Genomic DNA, 20,177 nt, shown 5'->3' with positions numbered 1-20,177 from the left:
GGCGTCCATTCAGGAAATATCGTGCGCCGCGGCACTCTTTCAAGAAGTGCTCGCCGGCAAGCAATGCTCGCCGGCATGTTCCGGGAGAAAAACAGTTGCCGCGAATCAGCCGACGTGATCGTCGGCGATCGGCTTCTGGTAGGTGAAGCCCATGTCCCACGGAAAATAGATCCAGGTGTCCTGGCTGACCTCGGTGACGAAGGTGTCGACCAGCGGCCTCCCTTTCGGCTTGGCGTAGACGGTGGCGAAATGCGCCTTGGGCATCATGGCGCGCACGATGCCCGCGGTCTTGCCGGTATCGGTGAGGTCGTCGATGATCAGCACGCCGGCGCCGTCATCGGCGAGCAGTACCGGCGTGACCTCCTTCAGCACCTGCAGCTGCCCCTGGCTGGCGTAGTCGTGATAGGAGGCGACGCAAACCGTCTCGATGACCCGGATGCCGAGTTCACGCGAGATGATGGCGGCCGGAACCAAGCCGCCGCGCGTGATGCAGACGATCGCCTTCCACTGGCCTTTATTGGCGCCGGCAAGTCGCCAGGCAAGCGCACGCGCGTCGCGGTGGAACTGATCCCAGGAGACGGGAAAGGCCTTTTCCGGAAGGGACATTTTTGCATGCACTCCGCAGCGCGCGAAAAACCGCGCGCAAACACTTGAAGGAATGCGCGCGGAATTAACTGGAAAGCCTTGGCCTTGGCAAGGGCGGCGGCAGGCGATCCCTGTGGACTCGCCCCTGTGGAGTTACCCTTGTGGATTTACCGTGACAGGAAAGCTGCCACCGGCAACGTGCGCAGCACCGTGCGCGTGACCCCGCCGAACAGAAGCTGGCGCAGCCAGGAATGGCTGTAGGCGCCGAGCACGAGCAGGTCGGCGCCGGTTTCGGCAACCCTGGTCTGGATCACGTCGTCGACCGAGTGGCCGCCCGATTGCAGCACCGAGACGCTGACAGTGGCGCCATGCCTGGACAGGGCAGCGGCGATTTCGGCGCCGGCCGCCTCTGGAGCCTCGTCGAGCGTATCCGGCGGGTCAATGACGACAATATCAGTCTTCTCGGCATCGATGATGAAGGGCAGGGCATCGAAGGCGGCGCGCGCGGCTTCCTTGCTGCCGTTCCAGGCGAGCAGCACATGCTTGAAGCTGGTCACGAGCGGGCCCGAATGCGGCACGACCAGCACCGGCCGGCCGGCGTCGTAGACCAGCGTGTCGACATCGGCGCTCGGATCGCCGCCCGACTCCCGCTGCGCGGCGATGATGAGGTCTGCGGTGCGAACGGTTGGGATACCGGTCAGCGCGCTGTCTCCGGAAAAGCTCTCGAGGCTACGCCACTCGAACGACAGGTCGGAATCCTCGAGATGCCGGAGGAAAACCGCCCGCAATTTTTCAGCACGCTCCTTGTTCATGTCGGCCGAAACCTGCAGGAACTCGGTGTCGGGAAAGCCGGTGGCCGAGGTGTAGGGGACGGGAAGCGCTTCGGCATGAATGCCGATGAGATGGCTCTGGAACCTGTCGGCAAGCGGAATGGCGCATTCGAGCACGCGCTCCGCGTCCTGTTCGTTCTGCAGTATGGCGACGATGGTTTTGAATCGCATGATAACCCCTCAATTTACGGCGATCGAAACTCGCCCGCATGAAACGTTACAGCACCATGCTTGGTTCCGGCCTGGATCAGGTGGCCGCGCTGGCGAGGCCTGCGACCATCGCCTCGACATCGGCGTGGGCGGCGTCCAGCGCTTCCTGGCTGCGGGCACGGACGACCAGCTCGGTCCAGAACTTGCCGTCGCCATATTTCGGGTAGGACCCGATGATCGTATCCGGATGCGCCTTCTGGATATCGCCGAGCGGTCCGCCGACCAGCCCTTCGCCGAACGGACAGTGCACCGTGGCCGACAGCATTCTGGTGCCGGCCTTCAGCGTCGGCACCACATTGTCGAGCATCGCCTGGAAAATCGACGGCACGCCGGCCATGACATGGACGTTGCCGATGCGAAAGCCGGGCGCGATGGACACTGGATTGTCGATATGGTCGGCGCCACGCGGCATCCGCGCCATGCGCTTGCGCGCCTCGGTGTATTCGATGGCGCGCGCGGCGTAGCTCGCTTCCAGCATCGCATAGGCCTTGGCGTCGTATTCGCAGGGCACGCCGAAGGCCTTGGCGATCGCGTCCGCGGTGATGTCGTCATGCGTGGGGCCGATGCCGCCGGTCGTGAAGACATAGGTGTAGCGGGTACGCACGGCATTCACTGCGGCGACGATCTCGTCTTCCTCGTCGGGAACGATGCGCACCTCCTTCAGGTCGATGCCGATCGCCGTCATGATGTCGGCGAGGTGGCCGATATTCTTGTCCTTGGTGCGCCCGGACAGAATCTCATCGCCGATGACGAGCATGGCGGCGGTGACGATTTCAGGCATGGGAGGCTCCGGCAAAAGATCACCTTAGGCAGACAGAGTCGCCTCGAGCAGACAGGTCGCCTTAGGCAGACAGGGTCGCCTGAGATAACGCGGCGAATGGCCGGCGGCAATGCGCCAGGATACTGGTGCGCACTGGTGCGGCTCTTCCTTCTCCCCTTGTTGTGGGAGAAGGTGGATTGGCGCGCAGCGCCAAGACGGTTGAGGGGTGCTGGCCGGAACGCCGTCGGTACCAAGCTGGACACCCCTCATCCGACCTCGCGGAGCTGTCCTCGGGCTTGCTGGAGGCAAGACCCGTGGGCGAGGCCACATTCTCCCACAAGGGAGAAGGGAGAAGGTGCGGCGCCCATAGGCGCTATTCCTTCACCGCACCGGTCATCGAGGAAACGTAGTGCTCGACAAAGAACGAATAAAGCACGACCACCGGCAGGGAGCCGATCAGGGCACCGGCCATCAGCGCTCCCCACTCATAGACGTCGGAACGGACAAGCTCCGTGAGCACCCCGACCGGCACGGTCTTGTTTTCGGACGACTGGATGAATGTCAGGGCATAGATGAATTCGTTCCATGACAGGGTGAATGCGAATATGCCGGCGGAAATCAGGCCGGGCACCGACAGCGGCAGCACGATCTTGGTGAGGATCTGCCACCGGCTCGCCCCGTCGATGAGCGCGCATTCTTCCAGTTCGAACGGGATGGAGCGGAAGTAACCCATCAGCAGCCATGTGCAGAAGGGTACCAGGAAGGTCGGGTAAGTGAGAATGAGCGCGAAGGGCGTGTCGTAAAGCCCAAGGTTGAACACCATCACCGACAGCGGGATGAACAGGATCGAAGGCGGCACGAGATAGGCGAGGAAGATCGCGAGCCCGACCTGCCGCGCCCCGGAAAACCTCAGCCGTTCGATCGCATAGGCCGCGAACACCGCAGCCAGCAGCGACAGGAACGTCGCGGCGGTGGAGATGATGATCGTGTTGAGCAGCCAGCCCGGATAGGAGGTGTCGAACAAGAGATAGCGGATGTGCTCGAATGTCGGATGCACGACCCAGAACGGATTGAAATTGGCGTAGTCGGTCATCTCGTGATTGGGCTTAATTGCCGTGATCGTCATCCAGTAGAACGGGAACAACAGCACGATGACGAACACCAGCAACGGCAGATAGACCGTCACCACGCGCCGCGGCAGGCTCTGAAGGTAGCCCATACCGCCTTCGTCGAGTTCCGGACGTTTCGTTTTTTTGATCGTGGCCATGTCAGTCTCCGCCGCCCTGCTGCCATTTGCGGCGTTGCAAGCCGAAATAGCTGAACAGGATCGCCGCAAGCAGGAACGGGATCATGGCGACAGCGATGGCGGCGCCCTCGCCAAGCTGGCCTCCCGAAATGCCGCGCTGAAAGGACAATGTCGCCATCAGATGGGTGGCATTGACCGGTCCGCCGCGGGTCAGCACATAGATCAGCTGGAAATCGGTGAAGGTGAACAGCACAGAGAACGTCATGGTGATGGCGATGATCGGCGTCAGCAGCGGCAACGTCACAAAACGGAACAATTGCCAGCGGCTGGCGCCGTCGAGCGTGGCGGCCTCGTAAAGCGACTGGGGAATCGTCTGCAAGCCGGCCAGCAGCGTGATGGCGACGAACGGAATGCCGCGCCAGACATTGGCCGCGATTACCGAAGCGCGCGCGTTCTCCGGGTCGCCGAGGAAATTGATGCGATGGTCGATTAGGCCCATTTCCATAAGCGCCCAGGACAGGATGGAGAACTGCGAATCGTATATCCACCAGAAGGCGATGGCCGACAGCACCGTCGGCACCACCCACGGCAGCAGGACGATCGCGCGGAAGAACGATTTGAAGGGAAGATTCTGATTGAGGATAAGCGCCAGCCAGAGGCCGAGCGCGAACTTCAGGATCGAGGCGCTTATTGTGTAGAGCAAGGTGTTGAATACGGAGAGCCAGAAGACGGCATCATCCGACAGATATTGGTAGTTTTCGATGCCTATGAAGATACCGGGGCGGCCGATGCGGGCATCCGTGAAGCCGAGCCAGATGCCGAGCCCCAACGGATAGGTGAGGAAGACCAGCAGCAGCGCTGCCGCCGGCAGCATGAAGCCGAAGCCAAGCGCGTTCCGGCTGTCGGCCAGGAGCGACAGGCTCCGCGACAGGATCGACGGACGCGGCTGAACGGCGGCGGACGACACGGCCATGGGACGGCTCCTCATAAGGTCTGCTGGCATGGTGGCCTGAGTGGCCGCCACACGATTTCAGGAACCAGACCGGGCAGCGCGGTCGCGGCTGCCCGGCTCGGCTGTGATCAAACGCGATAGTACCGGTTGGCGCGTTTCTCCGCCTCTTCCATCGCCTCCTGCGGCGTGGCCTGGCCCGTCACGGCCTTGGCGAACATGTCGACCAGGACATAATCGGCCATGGTCGCCGCCGAGGCGTAGCCGAGCGGCCCGGCATAGCCGTTGGGACGCAGCGTCGCCGAGGCCTTGGCGTAAGCGGCATTGTTCGGGTCGGCCGTCCATACCGGATTGTTGTCGAAGGCTTTGAGTGTCTGGCAGCAGTAGGCGGCCGAGGAGGTAATCCACTCCGCCATTTGCTGTTCCTCGAACATGAACTGCAGATAGGCCTTGGCTGCGTTGGGGTAGGGCGTGTAGTCGAAGATCACGGCCGTGGTCACCTGGAACAGCTCGACCGATTTCCCGACGGGACCGATCGGCAGGCTGGTCGTGCGCATGTCCTTGGCGATTTCAGCCAGTTTCGGATCATTGTCCTTGTTGGTTTTTGCCGTGTTATACACGGAAATGCCGTTGGCGATGACGCCCAGTTCGCCGGCCAGGAAGGCGCGGTTGTTGTTCACGTCGAGCCAGCTTTCGGTGCCGGGGATGAAGGTCTTGTAGAGTTCCTGCGCGTATTCGATCGCCTTGAGCGTCTCCGGGCTGTTGATGGTCACCTTTCCGCTCTCGTCGACCATCTGGCCGCCATGGCTCCAAAGCAGCCAGTGAGCATAGTTGTTGCCGTCGCCGACGCCATGACCGTGCGTGAAGCCGGCCGGATGCCCCTTCGCCTGCAACGCCTTGCAAAGCTCGAGGAAGCCCGCCGTGTCCTTCGGAAATTCCGAGAAGCCAGCCTCCTTTACCCAGCTTTCCCGATAGACGATGGCATTGCCGATGGTGGCCAGAGGCAGGCCGAGGAATTTCCCCTCCCGCGTCGCATATTGCTTTGGCCCGTCGTACCAGCCGCCGTATTTCGTGCCGAGATACTCACCCAGTTCCGTCACGTCGTGCAACTTGTCAGGGTACTGGTGCGGGTCGTCGAACCAGACCAACATCAGATCTGGACCGGAGCCGACATTGGCGGCAACCGCCGCCTTGGGGCGAATGTCCTCCCAGCTTTCCTTGTCGACGCGGACCTCGACGCCTGTCGCCTCGGTGAACCGCTTGGTGTTGGCCAGCCATTGATCCTCATCGCCCTGCACGAAGGGCGACCAACGCAGCATCCGCAGCTTCGCGCCGTCCTCGGGCTTGTATGTCAACCCCTCCTGGGCAAAGGCGGAAGAGCCGACGAACCGGCTTCCCAAGGCTCCCGCCGCCACGCCGGCGGTGGTGCGGATCACGTCACGTCTGGTGAATTTCATGCTCGTCTCCTCCTGTTTATTTCCTCGCGGTGCTTCTTACTGCCGGGTCCGCATTTCGAAGCGCTGCCCGGTTTCGCCATGAAAGAGATGGATGAGGCCGGGCTCGGCCGTCAGCCGTACGGTCTCGCCCGGCGTGAAGGAATGGCGCTCCCGGAAATTGGCGACGATCTCTTCGCCGCCGGCCGTCCGGCCGATGAGCTGCACTTCCGACCCGGTCGGCTCGACCACCACGACGGTGACCGGAATGCCATCTTCGTCGGACAGCCGCAGATGCTCGGGTCGTATCCCCAGCACCACCTGTTCGCCGCTGCCGATCGAAGGTACTGCGGCCAGCGGCAGGGAAATGCCCCCGGAGCCGCGAAAAGACGATGAGCCGCCATCAGTTGCGATTTCGCCCCTCAGCATGTTCATGGCGGGCGAGCCGATGAAGCTGGCGACGAAGAGATTGTTCGGCCGGTCGTAGAGTTCCAATGGCGGCCCGATCTGCTCGACGAGGCCGTCATGCATGACCACGATCTTGTCGGCCATGGTCATGGCCTCGATCTGGTCATGGGTGACATAGACCGTCGTGGTCTTCAGGCGCTGATGCAGTTCCTTGATCTCGGCGCGCATCTGCACCCTGAGTTTGGCGTCAAGGTTGGACAGCGGCTCGTCGAACAGGAAGACCGCCGGATCGCGCACGATCGCCCGGCCCATGGCGACGCGCTGGCGCTGGCCGCCGGAAAGCTGCCGGGGATAGCGCTCCAGCAATGGCACCAGCCCCAGGATTTCGGCGGCGCGCTTAACGCTGGCAGCGCTTTCGGCTTTCGAAACACCCTTGAGCATGAGCGAGAACGCCATGTTCTCGGCGACGGTCATGTGCGGGTAGAGCGCGTAGTTCTGGAAGACCATGGCGACGTCGCGTTCTTTTGGCGCAACGTTGTTGACGACACGGTCGCCAATCGCGATCTGGCCGCGCGAAATCTTTTCCAGGCCAGCGATCATCCTGAGAAGGGTCGATTTTCCGCAGCCCGACGGCCCGACCAGCGTGACGAACTCGCCATCGTTTATATCGACGCTGACACCGTGGAGAATCTCGACGGTTCCGAATGATTTGTAGACATCGCCAATCGCGACAGACGCCATCGATTTCCTCCCGAATGCTTCCTGCGACGTCTTCGAAGGAAACCGCTTTCCTAACTGGCCGCGGCAGCTCCCAAAGTTCCTCCCTGGTCACGCGCGATGATGAAACGGTAGCGCTACCAGACTGCCCTGTAAAGCGGCTGCGTGGCAAGCACTCTTCTTCGTTGCTCCTGATCGTGTTTGTTCCCAGTGGGATTGAAATTCGCCACGTCTGGGATCCTAGCAGGAAAATGACTCGCCCAGCCCCAGCCCTTGAAAACGGAGGTGCGAGAAGTCATCAGTATACGACACCAGCCTAATCGGAAACTTCGGTTTGCGGCCGGTCCCGGCCGTCGGCGAGCTCGTCGTGCCATTTGCCGTCGGCGTCCTCGTACTGGATGCCGTCCGTGGTGCCGGCGACCTGCTGTTCGGCCGAAGCGATCTCAGCCGCGCGGAGCGCGTCCTCGTGGGTAGGGAACGTTTCCGAGAATGTCGAGCCGACCTTGTAGGCCCAGCCCCCGTCATGCTCGACGATCTTGTAGGTCAGCTTCGCCATGAAATCCTCCAGTGGGAAAAGCTCCGTCTGCTCAATGCAGTTTGCCTTGGGGCAGTTTGCCTTCGGGCAGCCTGCCGTCGGACAATCTCTCCTCGGGAACCAGCACGTCCGATTCCTTCGCGGCTTCGACCAATGCGCGGCGCGCATCCGCCGTCGAACGATAACCCTCCAGCACTTTTAGGCAAGTGTCGAGAGCATCGCGATGCCGGGGACCACGATTGAGCGGCCAGACGGTCATCAGGCACTCCGCCGCTTCCTGGGTGCTGCGGATCTCACGGTATTTGCCGACATGACCAAGTTCGACTACCACCGGCTTTTCAAAAGGCTTGTTGTCCATCATCGCCGCCAACGCGGAGCGGCCGATTTGGTTGCACGTCCGTCCGCGTAAACCTCCAAAGGGTCTCAATCATTGGGGTCGCAATCATTGGCGTCGCGGTCATAGGGGCCACAGCCATTGGAAATGGCGCCGCTCAGCCCGCCGCCTTCATCCAGTGCTGCATCGTCGTCACCGAGCGGGCAAGCTGCGGCGCCGGGTGGATCGTCTCGCCGAAGGTGGCCGCGGCGCGCCACGCCCAGCGCGGATCGGCGAGGAAGGCGCGGGCCAAAGCCACCATGTCGGCACGGCCCTCGGCAACGATCGCCTCGGCCTGCTTCGGGTCGTCGATCAGGCCGACGGCCCGCGTCGGGATGCCGGCGCCGTTGCGCACGGCTTCCGCCAGATGCACCTGGTAGCCCCGACCCGTCGGTAGCTTCTGCAACGGCGAATTGCCGCCGCTCGAGCAGCAGAGATAGGCGACGCCCGCTGCCTTCAGCGCCTTGGCCACTTCGATCGCGTCCTCGACATCGAAGCCGCCATCGACCCATTCCTTGACCGACAGGCGCGCCCCGAGCATCAGCTTGGGCACTGCGTTCCTCACCGCCTTGGCGATCTCGACGACAAAACGCATGCGGTTTTCCAGCGAGCCGCCCCAGCGGTCGGTGCGCTGGTTGGAAAGCGGCGACAGGAACTGGAAGATCAGATAGCCGTGTGCCGCATGCAATTCGATGAAATCGAAGCCGGCCCGCTCGGCCCGCCTTGCCGCCTCGGCGAAGCGTTCGATGATGTGCAGTATCTCCTCATCCTCCAGCGCCCGCGGCACCTGCCAGCCCGTGTCGTAGGCGATTGCCGAGGCGGACACGATCGGCCAGGGATCCTGATCGGCACCGAGCGGCCCGCCGCCTTCCCAAGGCTTCCGGTTAGATGCTTTGCGGCCGGCATGGGCAAGCTGCGTGCCGAATTTGGTGCCGGGGGCGGCGACGCGCTTGGCGGCATCCAGCGCGCGCCGGGCGGCTGCCTCGTTGTCGTCGGAGTAAAGGCCGAGGCAGCCATGCGAGATGCGGCCGCGCCGCTCGACGTCGGTCATCTCGACGGTGACCATGCCGGCGCCGGACATCGCCAGGTTCATCCAGTGGTACAGGTGCCAGTCGCTGGCCGAACCGTCATCGGCGGAATACTGGCACATCGGCGCGACCGCGATGCGGTTGGGAAAGGCGAGGCCGTCAAGCGTGATCGGCTGGAAAAGGGATGTGGTCATCAAAAAAACTCCGGGGAGGGGCTGTCGCTATTTAGGCAGTGGATTGCGCCTGCGCCATACACGAGGCGGTGAAGCGCGCCCCTGGACCAATTGCTGTTGGGATTGCGCACGGGCCGGTTCGCAGCTAGCGCATGACCCCGAAAATCGATTCCGATTTCGGAATGGATCATGCGCAGATCAAAAGTGCTACAGCGTCCTTTGCGCGTCCAAGAGGACGCGGGGCGCTGTAGTCCTCACGCCGGCAGCACGGAGTTCACCATGGAAGACCGCATTCGTATCCGTTCGGAAGAAGTCCTTTCCGATGATTGGGCAGTCTTGAAAAAGACCGTCCTCGATTATCGCCGGCGCGACGGGCAATGGGAGACGCAGATCCGCCAGACCTACGATCGCGGCGACGGGGCGGTGATCCTGCCTTACGACCCCGAGCGCTCGACGGTTCTGCTCGTTCGGCAGTTCCGCTACGCGGCCTACGTCACCGGCCACCGCGAGCCGCTGATCGAGGCCTGCGCCGGCCTGCTCGATGAACACGATCCCGAAACCTGCATCCGCAAGGAGGCGGAAGAGGAGCTCGGCTACCACCTGAAGGACGTTGATCGGCTGTTTTCGCCCTTTATGAGCCCTGGCAGCGTGACCGAGCGGCTCTGGTTCTTCGTCGCGCGCTATTCGCCGACCGACCGCATCTCGGACGGCGGCGGCGCGCCGGAAGAAGGCGAAGACATAGAGGTTCTGGAGATGCCGCTCGATGAAGCTCTGGCCGGCATCGCCGACGGCCGCATCATCGACGCCAAGACGATCATCCTGATCCAGCATCTGAAGCTGAACCCGATCCGGGCTTGATCTGCCGGAACCTGGACGCGCCCGCTGGGTGGCGCCGGTGTTCCTGGTGCGGACGACGGGAATCGAACCCGTACGATCAGAGATCGAGGGATTTTAAGTCCCTTGCGTCTACCAATTCCGCCACGTCCGCGCCCTTTTCGTTTCAACTACTTAGGCGATTTCGTCAATCGGCGTTGTGCAGTCCGAAAATTGTGTTGTGCAAAACTGCGTTCCCTTTTCATTCGCCGGAGGCCGTTTTTGCCATTTTTCTGGTCCGTGGCCGCAGCGTCCAACCTCTTTTCTCGACATGCCTGGTATAGTGCTCGCCCAAGCGCGTAGAGCGGCCCCCAGCGCGTCGGCGCCTCCCGGCGTCATTGCCCATGCGCCGTATGGCGGCGGCATAGGTGACGCGCAACCCGTCCAGTGTGCAGCCTTAATCTCCAATTGGGATTAGCTGCGCGGGGTCCCAACGGGGGAGGGCTGCATGGTTCGGATGATCGGATGATTGCTGATCTCCGCATTCGCTGCCAGCCATTTTTGAAGGAACTCGACCTCGGCATTGTTGATAGTTCCATCCGCGGCCAGGCCGCGTGCGAGCCCTCATTGCGTTTGTGGAGGTTTAGGCGCTCAAAGCACTACGCACACGCGTCAGTCTTGCTTCCGCTTCCACAAATCCGAAGTCGATGCGTATGCGAACGATGCTGACCAAGTGATCAGGACGAGTCCGTTGAGACCTTCCAAGGCAGCAACGATCCGCATCGGCCCAGTGGCATAGACTTCGCCAAAGCCGATGGTCGTGTAACAGGTGATCGAGAAATAGAAGAAATCCGCTGCGCTCCCGGAAAACAAGCCTGCGAGAGCTCCAAGGTCTGGATGCTGGTGCATCCAGGCATAGGCGACCGCGAAAAGACAGATCCCCACCACGTGAGCAATGATCGCTGCGATGACCAAGAGCAGCAGATCAACCCGCATCGGAAGTGAAAAACGACGCCTCATCGCTCCGGCGATATTCAGCACCTCATAGTGCATCAGAACCGTTACCAGTGCGAGACCTGCAGATATGGCGAACGCGATGACCAATTGCGGTACCTTCAAGTAGGCTTCAGATGCTCAACGCCTATCACCGCGCGAGCGGTTCGAACAGCTTGTCGCGATGTACGAGCCCGATGCTGCCCGCCGCCTTCATCGAGGCTATCGACGACATCCGCTCCAAAATCGTCCTGCGGCGCGTTGTGGAGCGTCTGGAGCGCGGTGAGATCAACGGTGCCATCCATGAGCTCGTCGCCCTGACGCCACGGGATGCGATCGCCGCCGACGCGAATGGTGAGGGCGAACGCGAGGCCCTGTGGTGCCATCTCTCCGGGTCGTCGGCAAAATCCGTCGGAACCGATCCGCTCCCCAGAGCTTTCGTAATCAGGGGCAGCGTCAAAGAGGAGACTGTCATGGATCGGCAGGAAAATAGTGTTTTGGAGGCTGGCTGGCTTTTGGCGGTTCCGCTTTCTATCGGGTTTGCCGTTTTGATTGCAGGCTTAGTGCTGGGCTAGTGTGCTATGAGAACCGGAACTCGACCGCTCGCCCCTGGGCCGTCCATGATTGCCGGGCGTCAACGGAACCAAAATCGCGCAATAGCTGCGGCACAAGAGCAAGGCGGACGTCACCGTCGCGCTTTTCGCCAGCCCGCTGATCGCGCTTCTGCCTCGCTGCAAAACCAGCGCTCCCCCTTGCCGGTCGAGGTTACGGTTCGGTCATAACGGCGCGGGCGAGAAAGGCGCCGCTAGGCGTCCATTTCCAGTCGATCGTGCACCGGCTTGTCGTACTAGATCACTTGCCTGAGATCCGGCATATCGACCGGCTGCGTACAGATCGGGCAGATGTAAAAATCGTCGCCTTCGTTCTTGCGCGGATCGCCAAACACCTGCGTGGCAGGAAGACCTTCGGCATGCCTCGCTGCAGGACTTTCGCGAGGAAAAATGATCACCACGCAATGGAAGTTTGCGCAGGCACAGTGGTTTGGAGGCCAGTCGGAGAAATCCGGCATGTTCTGAGGAGCCGAGCCTGTCCCGGACTCCCCCTCGCCGGGGCAGGCTCGTTACCCAACCGTTACCGGTGCCTCAAGGCTAGAGCGTTTTTTCCGGCCCGCATCATGGCACGCGCGACCCGCCTTGGATGCGGATCGTCGGCGCGAAATTCGTGCCCAAGTCAACAGCATAGCTGCCGTTACCGGCCGGCGGCAACCGTTCCCAGCGAGGGAATCAAACACTGAGGTTCAAACAAGATCGTTTCCACCTGGAACAATTTCGTAGTGGCTGAGTTTCGCACTAAAGCTACTGGAATTCCGAACATGGCAGAGTTTGACACAGAACGAGGGAAGTCTGTTGCCGAAGCCGTTCGGCAACTGATCCGTTCCGAAGATAATCGCCGGTATTTACACGACGCGCTGGGTCTTGGCGTCGACCTGCGACTTCCCAGCCCCCTTGCCTCATTGCTTGAGGCGCTTGATCGGGCCGGGCGGGATCCATTTCCGCATTCCCGAAGCCCGAACGAGCGATGATCGAGTAAAACGCGCCAGGTCTTCCCCTCTACCCCCATGGCTCACTACTCCCCCATGACTCAACGCTACGACATTGAGAAGACACCTGAAGGCACGTGGGACATCATCGATGTGTTCACAGGGCTGCCGGTTGTCGAGGTGGGTGTCCCCTTGATCGACATGCCGATCGAAGAGGCCGACGATCTGGTCGAACTTCTTAACTGCCGCGACAGGGAACAGCGGGAGGACACTTAACGGCGGCTTCTGAGGTCTGCCGCGAAAGCGCGTCCCCCGTTCGGAGGATGCGTTCGGGCGTTCTGCATTGGTAGGCTCCAATTGGTGAGTGATTCAGCGTTGATATTTGACGCTGTCCTCTACGAACCAATGGAGAGATTGTCATGCTCAAGCTCGCCTCTGCTCTGGCGCTGCTGCTTGTTGGGACAGCGCCTCTGTTTGCCGATGATATGCCAGTGAACGCGGACAGTATCAAATGGGGCCCTGCTCCTGCTGTCATTCCCGCTGGCGCGGACATAGCTGTTATCGCTGGAGATCCCTCAAAGGATGGGCCTTATGTGCTGCGACTGAAGACGCCCGCCGGTTACAAAATTGCCGCACATAGTCATCCCACCGCGGAATATATAACGGTGCTTTCCGGCAACTTTCATATCGGAATGGGCGATAAGTTCGACGAGGCGAAAGGCATCGAACTGACTGCTGGCGGCTTCGGAGTTGCGCCGGCCGGAATGAATCACTTCGCCTGGATGACAAGCGAAACGATTATTCAGGTTCATGGCAACGGACCGTTCACGATCAACTACGTCAATCCGGCGGACGATCCGAGCAAAAAATGACAGTTCGGGGATCAAATTGATTGAACCGCCTGCAGGCTCGAATGGTGGAGGTCGAGACCCTCTGAGCGGCCGGATCAGGCACTTCCAGTTCTGATCTGAGTCTTCGAGTGGTGTCTGCGGTTTCCCGAACGTCGATTCAGAAAGATTCGCTAACGGGAGGCAATCTGATTTGCCGCAAACGGAATCGTATTCCGGTTGGGCACTTTGCCGTGGACGGCGCCGAAACAAAAAGCCCGCCTCGGCGGCGGGTCGTTGGCGCAAATCAGCGCCATGGCGAAATCCATAACATAAATGCCGTCACAGCAACGAATCGCGAGCTCGCAACAGACGCGAAAATCACGGTCGATGTTAAGGCCGAGGAGCGCTCAGGCAATCCGCCGATCTCGCTGGTCAAAACGCCATCGGCTTGGCACAGTCGGGAAAACAGGAGTCTCTTCATGGCGAAGACCGCGACGAAACCAAAACCCTGGGCCGAGGCGGCCACGCATCTGGTCGACGTCGCGATGGGCAGGAGGCCCGCCGATCTCGTCATCCGCAACGGGCGCTGGGTCAACGTTCACTCCGGCGAGATCATCGCCGGCACCGACATTGCCATTGCCGGCGGCCGCTTCGCCTATTGCGGACCGAATGCCGGCCACGCCATCGGGCAGGGCACCAAGGTGGTCGACGCCGGCGGACGCTATCTGGTGCCGGGTCTCTGCGACGCGCATATGCATGTCGAGAGCGGCATGGTGACGGTGACGGAGTTCTGCCGCGCGGTCATCCCGCATGGCACCACCTCGATGTTCATCGATCCGCACGAGATCGCCAATGTGCTCGGCCTGCCGGGTGTGCGGCTGATGCATGACGAGGCCGTCGCCATGCCGATCAACGTGTTAGTGCAGATGCCGTCCTGCGTGCCCTCCGCACCTGGGCTGGAGCATGCCGGCGCCGAGCTGACGGTCGCCGATGTCGCCGAGGCGATGGCGTGGGAAAACATCATCGGGCTTGGCGAGGTGATGAATTTTCCCGGTGTCGCGGCCAACGATCCGGTGATGTCGGGCGAGATCGCCGCGACGGTGAGGGCGGGCAAGACGGTTGGCGGCCATTACGCCTCGCGCGATCTCGGCCTGCCTTTCCATGGCTATGTCGCCGGCGGCCCCGAGGACGACCACGAAGGCACGCGCGCCGAGGACGCCATCGCCCGCGTCCGCCAGGGCATGAAGGCGATGCTGAGGCTGGGTTCGGCCTGGTACGACGTCGCCTCGCAGATCAAAGCGGTGACGGAGAGCGGGCTCGATCCGCGCAATTTCATCCTGTGCACCGACGACAGCCATTCCGGCACGCTTGTCCATGAAGGCCATATGGACCGGGTGGTCCGGCACGTCATCAGCCAGGGGTTGAAGCCGGTGACGGCGATCCAGATGGCGACGCTCAACACCGCCCAGCATTTCAGGCTGGAGCGCGAGTTGGGTTCGATCGCCCCGGGGCGTCTCGCCGATCTGCTGATCGTCTCCGATCTGGCCGCAATGACCATCGATGAGGTCTATGGCCGCGGCGTTAGGCTGGCCAAGGGCGGCAAGCTCGACATCGACATTCCGGCCTATGACTATCCGAAGACGTCGAAGAACACCGTCAAGCTCGGCAGGAAGCTCAAGTCAGGGGATTTCGACATCGTGGCGCCTATCGGCGCCAACGAGGTGCGGGTGCGGGTCATCGGCGTGATCGAGAACCAGGCGCCGACGCGCGCGCTCGAGGCCGATCTTCCGGTGGAGGACGGTCTGGTCGCCATGGACCGTCGCAACGACGTCTGCCAGATCGCGCTGGTCGAACGCCACAAGGGCACGGGCGGCGTCACCAATGCCTTCGTCTCCGGCTTCGGCTACATGAGCGACTGCGCCATAGCCTCCAGCGTGGCGCATGATGCGCACCACATCATCGTCGTCGGCACCAGCAAGCAGGACATGGCACTGGCGGTCAACCGGCTGGGCGAGGTCGGTGGCGGCGTCGTGCTGTTCTCCAAGGGCAAGGAACTGGCGCTGGTCGAAATGCCGATTGCCGGGCTGATGTCGGACGAGCGCGCCGAAATCGTCGCGGCCAAGGCCGACAAGCTGACCGAGGCGATGCGCCAGATGGGCTGTTCGCTGAACAACGCCTACATGCAGCACTCGCTGCTGGCGCTGGTCGTCATCCCGGAACTGAGGATTTCCGATGTCGGCCTGATCGACGTGACGACGTTCCAAAAGGTCGACCTGTTCGTCTGACAACGACCAAGGCCGAGCCCAAATTGCTCATCCGCCGGTGGCGATGGTCAGCACCCTGAATGGCGTGGTGATGACGATCTCGGCAACCGAGCCGACGGCCTTGCCGATGCCCTGGCCGAGATTGTCGATCGGCTGCGCCGGATTGGCTTCCTCCGATGCCAGGCCGGCCGGGGCGCGCAGCCGGTCGCCAAGCAACTGCACCAGGAACGGGTTGTCGGCGAATTTGGCGTGGTTCAGACGGTCGCCGCCCTTGGTCTTGGTCAGGTCGATCACCGACACGCCGTAGCTGGCGAGGTCGGCCGCGTCGCCATAGTCGCCGACGCGCGGCTTGTCGCCGGAGATCAGGGAGGAGAGTCTGAGGGCGCGATCGTCGCCCGAAAGCAGGATGGCGAAATGCTTGTCGGGCTTGCCGTAGCGGATCATCTGCTTCTTGAACACATCGACATCGATGTCGGGCGAGGCCAGGATGACGTAGCCGAGCTTGTCGCTGAGATCGCGGTCGCCGGTGATGGCAAGCTGGCGCAACGCCTCCATTGTCACCCAGGTGCCCATCGAATGGGCGATAATGTCGATGCTCTTGGCCTTCGTCTTGGCCAGCATACGCAGCGTCTCTTCGAGATCGTCGCGCGCAGCGTTGGCGCTTTCCTTGTCGTAGATATAGCCCGTGGTTTTGCCGCTCGACGCCCATGAGAACAGCACCGGCGTGCCGGGATATTTCGTGTCGTGCGCAATCTGCGTCAGCCGATAGATGCCGTCGTCGAAACCGTTGTTGAAGCCGTGCACGAAGACCAGCGCGCGGTCGCCGCGCATGGCGATGTCGGCGCCGACCGCCTTGGCGAATTGCGGGGCGCCTTCGTAGAATTCGACCTCCGTTGCCGTGAAATCCTTCGCCGGATTGCTGTTGGCGGAGCTCCTGACCCGCTCGATGGCGCCGACCTGATGGACCTTCGGAACGGTGACCTCGACACTGGCAAAACTGGTGGTCGGTGAACGGTCACCGTCGAACACCTGGCGCGGATCTTTTGTTGCCCTTTTCCGGGTGGTGGCGACGAATATCTCATGCGTGGCTGCGATGTCGGAGGCAGGCACTGTGACAGCCGTCGTGTTGAGAAGGTCGTGTGTTTTCCCACCGGCGCAGCCGGTAACGGCGAGCGCAAACGCTACGACGAGAAAAATCTTCGAACGCACGGTCACGCAGGCTCCCGCAAGGGGGACGTCAAGCTGGTGACGTCGCTCGCTATTTCGATAAAGCCAAGGTCCGACCCGGTCCAGTTGAAAGTGATTCGATGGTGCCGCAACCGTGAACACGCACGACGAAAGTAACAGGGCGTGGAACGCACCTCACTGTCCGAGCAGGCTGATGCGGTCGGTTACCTCGCGGTCGCTGGCAAATCCGTCATCCTCGCGCAGCCGCTGGCCGATCATCTTCACCAACTCGGGGTTGTCGGCAAATTTGGTGTGGTTGAAACGGTCCGATCCCTTGACGCTGGAGAGATCGACAACGCTCACGCCATAGTCGGCGAGGTCGGCGGCGTCCTTATAGTCGCCGACGCGCGGCCGCGAGCCGGCGATCAGGCCGGAGAGCCGCAGCGCCCGGTCGTCGTCGGACAGGAGCAGGATGAATGGCTTGTTCGGCTTGCCGTAGCGGCGCATCTGGCTCTTGAACACGTCGACATCGATGTCGGGCGAGGCCAGCACGACGTCGCCGAGCTTGCCGCCGAGATCGCGGTCGCCGTTGATGGCGAGTTGGCGCAGCGCTTCCATGGTAACCCAGGTTCCCAGCGAATGCGCGACGATGTCGATGCGCCGCGCGCCGGTCTGCGCGAGCATCCTCAGCGTCACTTCCAGCTGGTCGCGGGCAGCACTGGCGCTTTCCCTGTCGTAGACATAGTCCCTGGTCTTGGCGCCCGACGCCCAGGAAAACAGCACCGGCGTGCCCGGGTAGCCGGAATCATGGGCGATCTGGGTGACGCGGTAGACGGCGGCGTCGAAACCGGTGTTGTAGCCGTGGACGAAGACCATGACGCGGCCGCCGCGCGCGGCGATGTCAGTGCTGAGCGCGCTGGAGAATTTCGGCGCGGTGTCGTAGCCGACGACGTCGGAGGCCATGAAGTATTTGGCCGGGTCGTTCGACTTGCCGCGCGAACGCCGCTCGATCCGACCGGTTTCGTGGGTCCCCGGCACGGTGACGTTGGCGCGGGCATAGTTCAGCGTGGCCGAGCGCTCACCGTCAAATACCTTGCTGGGATCGTCGGAGCGCTTGCGCGTCGTGGCGATGAAGATGCTGTGGTTGCCGGCGATTTCCGTCACCGGCGCGGACACCATGGCGCTGCCGAGCAGTTCCTCGGTTTGCCGGCCGCCACAGCCGGCAACGAGCAAGGTAAGGACAAGGATACAAATCTTCTTCAACTCTAGAATTCCACTCCGGCCGAAAGGCTATCCAACCTCCGCGAACCCCTCCCGGACAGTCGAAGTGCGGCAGAAGTAAGTCATATCCAGCCGAATTGCGCTCAGCGCCTAGCGACAGTCAAAGCACTGTTGCACGAAAGCCAGAACGATTGCCCTGATCAAACACGTACGGCGTGTGCTAGCTTCGTGACCGACAATCGCACGCGAAGACCACAGACGATTCGGGGTGATTTTTCCGATGACCAGTTTCTCCTCCCGCGTCGCTGCCGCTGCCGCCGCGATCCGCGAGATTTTTCCGGAAACGCCGCTGCAGGAAAACGATTACCTGTCGAAGAAGACCGGGGCGCGCGTGCTGCTGAAGCGCGAGGACCTGTCGCCGGTGCGCTCCTACAAGATCAGGGGCGCGTTCAATTTCTTCCGCAAGGCGCTCGACGCCGGCAACGACGCCGAACTGTTCGTCTGCGCTTCCGCCGGCAACCATGCGCAGGGCTTTGCCTTCGTCTGCCGTCATTTCGGCAGACAAGGTGTGGTGTTCATGCCGGTGACGACGCCACAGCAGAAAATCGATAAGACGCGGCTGTTCGGCGGCGAATTCGTCGAGATCAGGCTGGTCGGCGACTTTTTCGACGACTGCTACCGCGCCGCCTTCGAATTCACCGAAAGCGCCGGCGCGCACATGGTGCCGCCGTTCGACCACAAGGACATCATCGAGGGGCAGGCGACCGTCGCCTACGAGATATCAGGCCAGATGCCGGGCGCGCGGATGCCCGACATCATCATGCTTCCGGTCGGCGGCGGCGGTCTGGCTGCGGGTGTGACGCATTATTTCGCCGACCAGCGCCGCGACACGCGCTTCGTCTTCTGCGAGCCGGCCGGCGCGCCAAGCCTCAGCGAGAGCCTCGCCACCGGCAAGCGCATCAAGCTTGCCAGGGTCGACAATTTCGTCGACGGCGCGGCGGTGGCCGAGATCGGCCGCGAACCGTTGCGGCACCTCAGGGAGTTTGCCGCTGAGGCCGTGCGGCTGATCCCGGAAAACCGGCTCTGCGCGACCATGATCGAGATGCTGAATGTCGAAGGCGTAGTGCTGGAGCCGGCCGGCGCATTGGCGATCGACGCGCTCAAGGATTTTTCGAAGAAGGAAATCAGGGGCAAGACCATCGTCGCGGTGGTGTCGGGCGGCAATTTCGATTTCGAGCGGCTGCCGGATGTGAAGGAAAGGGCGCTGCGTTTCGAGGGGCTGAAGAAGTACTTCATCATCCGCTTTCCGCAGCGGCCGGGCGCGCTGCGCGACTTTCTCGAATTGCTTGGGCCTGACGACGACATTGCCCGCTTCGAATATCTGAAGAAGTCGGCGCGCAATTTCGGTTCGGTGCTGATCGGCATCGAAACGAAGGATCGCCGCAATTTCGAGCTGCTCAACGCGAATTTCGAGGCCGAGGGCGTTCAGTATCAGGACATCACCGACAACGAGACGCTCGCCGGGTTCATCATATGAGCGCCCGAATATGAGTGAAGAGGAGAAGATATTCGTTGCATTGTTTTCCGGCATCAATGTCGGCGGCAACCGCATCGTCAAGATGGCCGAACTCCGGTCGTTCTTCGAGAAACTCGGCTTTGGCGACGTCGCCACCTACGTGCAGAGCGGCAACGTCGTGTTCCGGTCGGCAACGGGCGATGCGGCCACGCTGACCAGGCAGCTGGAAGCGGCCTTCGAGAAGAAATGGGGATTTCACTCGCGCATCATGGTGCGCGATCTCGGCTGGTTCGAGCGGCTGGTGGCGGAAAATCCCTATCCGGAAGTCGCCGGGGAGCCGACAAAGCTTCACGCCTATGCGCTGGAGCGTTCGCCAACGCCTGAGGAGACGGCTCGTCTTTCGCAGAAGTGCACCGGCCCTGAAAGCTTCGAGATCAGGGACGACGTACTTTATCTGCACGCACCGGATGGCCTCGGCAAATCGGTGTTTGCCAACCTCATCCCGCGCACGCTGAAAGTGCCCTGCACCGCGCGCAACTGGCGCACAGTGCAGGCGCTGCTGGAGTTAGCCGGCCGAGACGGCTGA

The 20,177-nt window shown here is 61.9% G+C and carries 21 protein-coding genes and 1 tRNA gene; 7 read left to right on the top strand and 15 right to left on the bottom strand.

Annotation, left to right across the window (positions count from 1 at the left end):
* Positions 1-105: 105 nt before the first annotated feature.
* From gpt to ACWTU8_RS10855, 10 genes are all read right to left on the bottom strand, one after another.
* Positions 106-606, bottom strand: coding sequence for a xanthine phosphoribosyltransferase (gene gpt, locus ACWTU8_RS10900; RefSeq protein WP_455848072.1), 501 nt, complete (start codon positions 604-606; stop codon positions 106-108).
* A 146-nt stretch (positions 607-752) separates the two neighbouring features.
* Positions 753-1,586, bottom strand: coding sequence for a universal stress protein (locus ACWTU8_RS10895; protein WP_455848071.1), 834 nt, complete (start codon positions 1,584-1,586; stop codon positions 753-755).
* A gap of 76 nt (positions 1,587-1,662) precedes the next feature.
* Positions 1,663-2,406, bottom strand: coding sequence for a competence/damage-inducible protein A (locus ACWTU8_RS10890; RefSeq protein ID WP_455848070.1), 744 nt, complete (start codon positions 2,404-2,406; stop codon positions 1,663-1,665).
* 352 nt (positions 2,407-2,758) lie between these two features.
* Positions 2,759-3,652 (bottom strand): carbohydrate ABC transporter permease, encoded by an 894-nt coding sequence (locus ACWTU8_RS10885; protein ID WP_029353730.1) that lies wholly within the window; start codon positions 3,650-3,652, stop codon positions 2,759-2,761.
* Between the two features lies 1 nt (position 3,653).
* Positions 3,654-4,505 carry a carbohydrate ABC transporter permease gene (locus ACWTU8_RS10880; protein WP_370463494.1) on the bottom strand — a complete coding sequence of 284 codons (852 nt, stop codon included), beginning with the start codon at positions 4,503-4,505 and terminating at the stop codon, positions 3,654-3,656.
* Between the two features lie 206 nt (positions 4,506-4,711).
* Positions 4,712-6,037: an ABC transporter substrate-binding protein gene (locus ACWTU8_RS10875; RefSeq protein ID WP_455848069.1), complete on the bottom strand. Its 1,326-nt coding sequence runs from the start codon at positions 6,035-6,037 to the stop codon at positions 4,712-4,714.
* Positions 6,038-6,073: 36 nt separating this feature from the next.
* Entirely contained in the window at positions 6,074-7,162 is a 1,089-nt protein-coding gene (locus ACWTU8_RS10870; protein WP_455838245.1) for an ABC transporter ATP-binding protein, read from the bottom strand.
* Between the two features lie 292 nt (positions 7,163-7,454).
* Complete coding sequence (locus ACWTU8_RS10865) at positions 7,455-7,694, bottom strand: DUF2188 domain-containing protein (RefSeq protein ID WP_065008174.1); 240 nt, start codon at positions 7,692-7,694, stop codon at positions 7,455-7,457.
* A gap of 31 nt (positions 7,695-7,725) precedes the next feature.
* On the bottom strand, positions 7,726-8,034 hold the full coding sequence (locus ACWTU8_RS10860; protein ID WP_455838308.1) for a DUF982 domain-containing protein: 309 nt from the start codon (positions 8,032-8,034) through the stop codon (positions 7,726-7,728).
* Between the two features lie 130 nt (positions 8,035-8,164).
* Complete coding sequence (locus ACWTU8_RS10855) at positions 8,165-9,268, bottom strand: NADH:flavin oxidoreductase/NADH oxidase (protein WP_455848068.1); 1,104 nt, start codon at positions 9,266-9,268, stop codon at positions 8,165-8,167.
* A 258-nt stretch (positions 9,269-9,526) separates the two neighbouring features.
* Between ACWTU8_RS10855 and ACWTU8_RS10850 the strand changes: the two genes are divergently transcribed.
* Positions 9,527-10,105, top strand: coding sequence for an NUDIX domain-containing protein (locus ACWTU8_RS10850; protein ID WP_455848067.1), 579 nt, complete (start codon positions 9,527-9,529; stop codon positions 10,103-10,105).
* 44 nt (positions 10,106-10,149) lie between these two features.
* Here ACWTU8_RS10850 and ACWTU8_RS10845 read toward each other — a convergent pair.
* Together ACWTU8_RS10845 and ACWTU8_RS10840 are read right to left on the bottom strand one after the other, a co-directional pair.
* Positions 10,150-10,235, bottom strand: a tRNA-Leu gene (locus ACWTU8_RS10845).
* A 497-nt stretch (positions 10,236-10,732) separates the two neighbouring features.
* Positions 10,733-11,179 (bottom strand): potassium channel family protein, encoded by a 447-nt coding sequence (locus ACWTU8_RS10840; RefSeq protein ID WP_246684409.1) that lies wholly within the window; start codon positions 11,177-11,179, stop codon positions 10,733-10,735.
* 11 nt (positions 11,180-11,190) lie between these two features.
* Here ACWTU8_RS10840 and ACWTU8_RS10835 point away from each other — a divergent pair, with 11 nt between their 5' ends.
* Positions 11,191-11,628, top strand: coding sequence for a hypothetical protein (locus tag ACWTU8_RS10835; RefSeq protein ID WP_455848066.1), 438 nt, complete (start codon positions 11,191-11,193; stop codon positions 11,626-11,628).
* 272 nt (positions 11,629-11,900) lie between these two features.
* Here the strand turns inward: ACWTU8_RS10835 and ACWTU8_RS10830 are convergent, their stop codons facing one another.
* A complete protein-coding gene (locus tag ACWTU8_RS10830; protein WP_455848065.1) occupies positions 11,901-12,122 on the bottom strand; it encodes a hypothetical protein in 222 nt (73 codons plus the stop codon).
* A gap of 567 nt (positions 12,123-12,689) precedes the next feature.
* Between ACWTU8_RS10830 and ACWTU8_RS10825 the strand changes: the two genes are divergently transcribed.
* From ACWTU8_RS10825 to ade, 3 genes are all read left to right on the top strand, one after another.
* A complete protein-coding gene (locus tag ACWTU8_RS10825) occupies positions 12,690-12,869 on the top strand; it encodes a hypothetical protein (protein WP_029353754.1) in 180 nt (59 codons plus the stop codon).
* 143 nt (positions 12,870-13,012) lie between these two features.
* Positions 13,013-13,465 (top strand): cupin domain-containing protein, encoded by a 453-nt coding sequence (locus tag ACWTU8_RS10820; RefSeq protein ID WP_135937630.1) that lies wholly within the window; start codon positions 13,013-13,015, stop codon positions 13,463-13,465.
* A gap of 437 nt (positions 13,466-13,902) precedes the next feature.
* Positions 13,903-15,708, top strand: a complete 1,806-nt coding sequence (gene ade / locus ACWTU8_RS10815; protein ID WP_455848064.1) for an adenine deaminase — start codon at positions 13,903-13,905, stop codon at positions 15,706-15,708.
* Positions 15,709-15,735: 27 nt separating this feature from the next.
* Here the strand turns inward: ade and ACWTU8_RS10810 are convergent, their stop codons facing one another.
* Together ACWTU8_RS10810 and ACWTU8_RS10805 are read right to left on the bottom strand one after the other, a co-directional pair.
* Complete coding sequence (locus ACWTU8_RS10810; RefSeq protein WP_455848063.1) at positions 15,736-16,902, bottom strand: alpha/beta hydrolase; 1,167 nt, start codon at positions 16,900-16,902, stop codon at positions 15,736-15,738.
* Positions 16,903-17,049: 147 nt separating this feature from the next.
* Positions 17,050-18,126 carry an alpha/beta hydrolase gene (locus ACWTU8_RS10805; protein ID WP_455848433.1) on the bottom strand — a complete coding sequence of 359 codons (1,077 nt, stop codon included), beginning with the start codon at positions 18,124-18,126 and terminating at the stop codon, positions 17,050-17,052.
* Between the two features lie 229 nt (positions 18,127-18,355).
* Here ACWTU8_RS10805 and ilvA point away from each other — a divergent pair, with 229 nt between their 5' ends.
* The gene (gene ilvA, locus ACWTU8_RS10800; RefSeq protein ID WP_455848062.1) at positions 18,356-19,612 is read left to right on the top strand and encodes a threonine ammonia-lyase IlvA; all 1,257 of its coding nucleotides are present in this window, start codon (positions 18,356-18,358) and stop codon (positions 19,610-19,612) included.
* Between the two features lie 10 nt (positions 19,613-19,622).
* Complete coding sequence (locus ACWTU8_RS10795; protein ID WP_455848061.1) at positions 19,623-20,177, top strand: DUF1697 domain-containing protein; 555 nt, start codon at positions 19,623-19,625, stop codon at positions 20,175-20,177.

Source organism: Mesorhizobium sp. BHbdii, from assembly GCF_053848045.1.
Note: the sequence above shows the minus strand (reverse complement) of the source record. Positions and strands in the feature narration are given on the sequence as shown.

Excerpts from the sequence above, each read along its gene's own strand:
- ilvA (WP_455848062.1), top strand. The coding sequence starts at position 18,356 with ATGACCAGTTTCTCCTCCCGCGTCGCTGCCGCTGCCGCCGCGATCCGC.
- ACWTU8_RS10820 (WP_135937630.1), top strand. The coding sequence starts at position 13,013 with ATGCTCAAGCTCGCCTCTGCTCTGGCGCTGCTGCTTGTTGGGACAGCG.
- ACWTU8_RS10865 (WP_065008174.1), bottom strand. The coding sequence starts at position 7,694 with ATGGCGAAGCTGACCTACAAGATCGTCGAGCATGACGGGGGCTGGGCC.
- ACWTU8_RS10855 (WP_455848068.1), bottom strand. The coding sequence starts at position 9,268 with ATGACCACATCCCTTTTCCAGCCGATCACGCTTGACGGCCTCGCCTTT.
- ACWTU8_RS10870 (WP_455838245.1), bottom strand. The coding sequence starts at position 7,162 with ATGGCGTCTGTCGCGATTGGCGATGTCTACAAATCATTCGGAACCGTC.
- ACWTU8_RS10850 (WP_455848067.1), top strand. The coding sequence starts at position 9,527 with ATGGAAGACCGCATTCGTATCCGTTCGGAAGAAGTCCTTTCCGATGAT.
- ACWTU8_RS10885 (WP_029353730.1), bottom strand. The coding sequence starts at position 3,652 with ATGGCCACGATCAAAAAAACGAAACGTCCGGAACTCGACGAAGGCGGT.
- ACWTU8_RS10875 (WP_455848069.1), bottom strand. The coding sequence starts at position 6,037 with ATGAAATTCACCAGACGTGACGTGATCCGCACCACCGCCGGCGTGGCG.
- gpt (WP_455848072.1), bottom strand. The coding sequence starts at position 606 with ATGTCCCTTCCGGAAAAGGCCTTTCCCGTCTCCTGGGATCAGTTCCAC.
- ACWTU8_RS10880 (WP_370463494.1), bottom strand. The coding sequence starts at position 4,505 with ATGCTGCCGGCGGCAGCGCTGCTGCTGGTCTTCCTCACCTATCCGTTG.
- ACWTU8_RS10860 (WP_455838308.1), bottom strand. The coding sequence starts at position 8,034 with ATGATGGACAACAAGCCTTTTGAAAAGCCGGTGGTAGTCGAACTTGGT.
- ACWTU8_RS10890 (WP_455848070.1), bottom strand. The coding sequence starts at position 2,406 with ATGCCTGAAATCGTCACCGCCGCCATGCTCGTCATCGGCGATGAGATT.
- ade (WP_455848064.1), top strand. The coding sequence starts at position 13,903 with ATGGCGAAGACCGCGACGAAACCAAAACCCTGGGCCGAGGCGGCCACG.
- ACWTU8_RS10835 (WP_455848066.1), top strand. The coding sequence starts at position 11,191 with ATGCTCAACGCCTATCACCGCGCGAGCGGTTCGAACAGCTTGTCGCGA.
- ACWTU8_RS10830 (WP_455848065.1), bottom strand. The coding sequence starts at position 12,122 with ATGCCGGATTTCTCCGACTGGCCTCCAAACCACTGTGCCTGCGCAAAC.
- ACWTU8_RS10895 (WP_455848071.1), bottom strand. The coding sequence starts at position 1,586 with ATGCGATTCAAAACCATCGTCGCCATACTGCAGAACGAACAGGACGCG.
- ACWTU8_RS10825 (WP_029353754.1), top strand. The coding sequence starts at position 12,690 with ATGACTCAACGCTACGACATTGAGAAGACACCTGAAGGCACGTGGGAC.
- ACWTU8_RS10795 (WP_455848061.1), top strand. The coding sequence starts at position 19,623 with ATGAGTGAAGAGGAGAAGATATTCGTTGCATTGTTTTCCGGCATCAAT.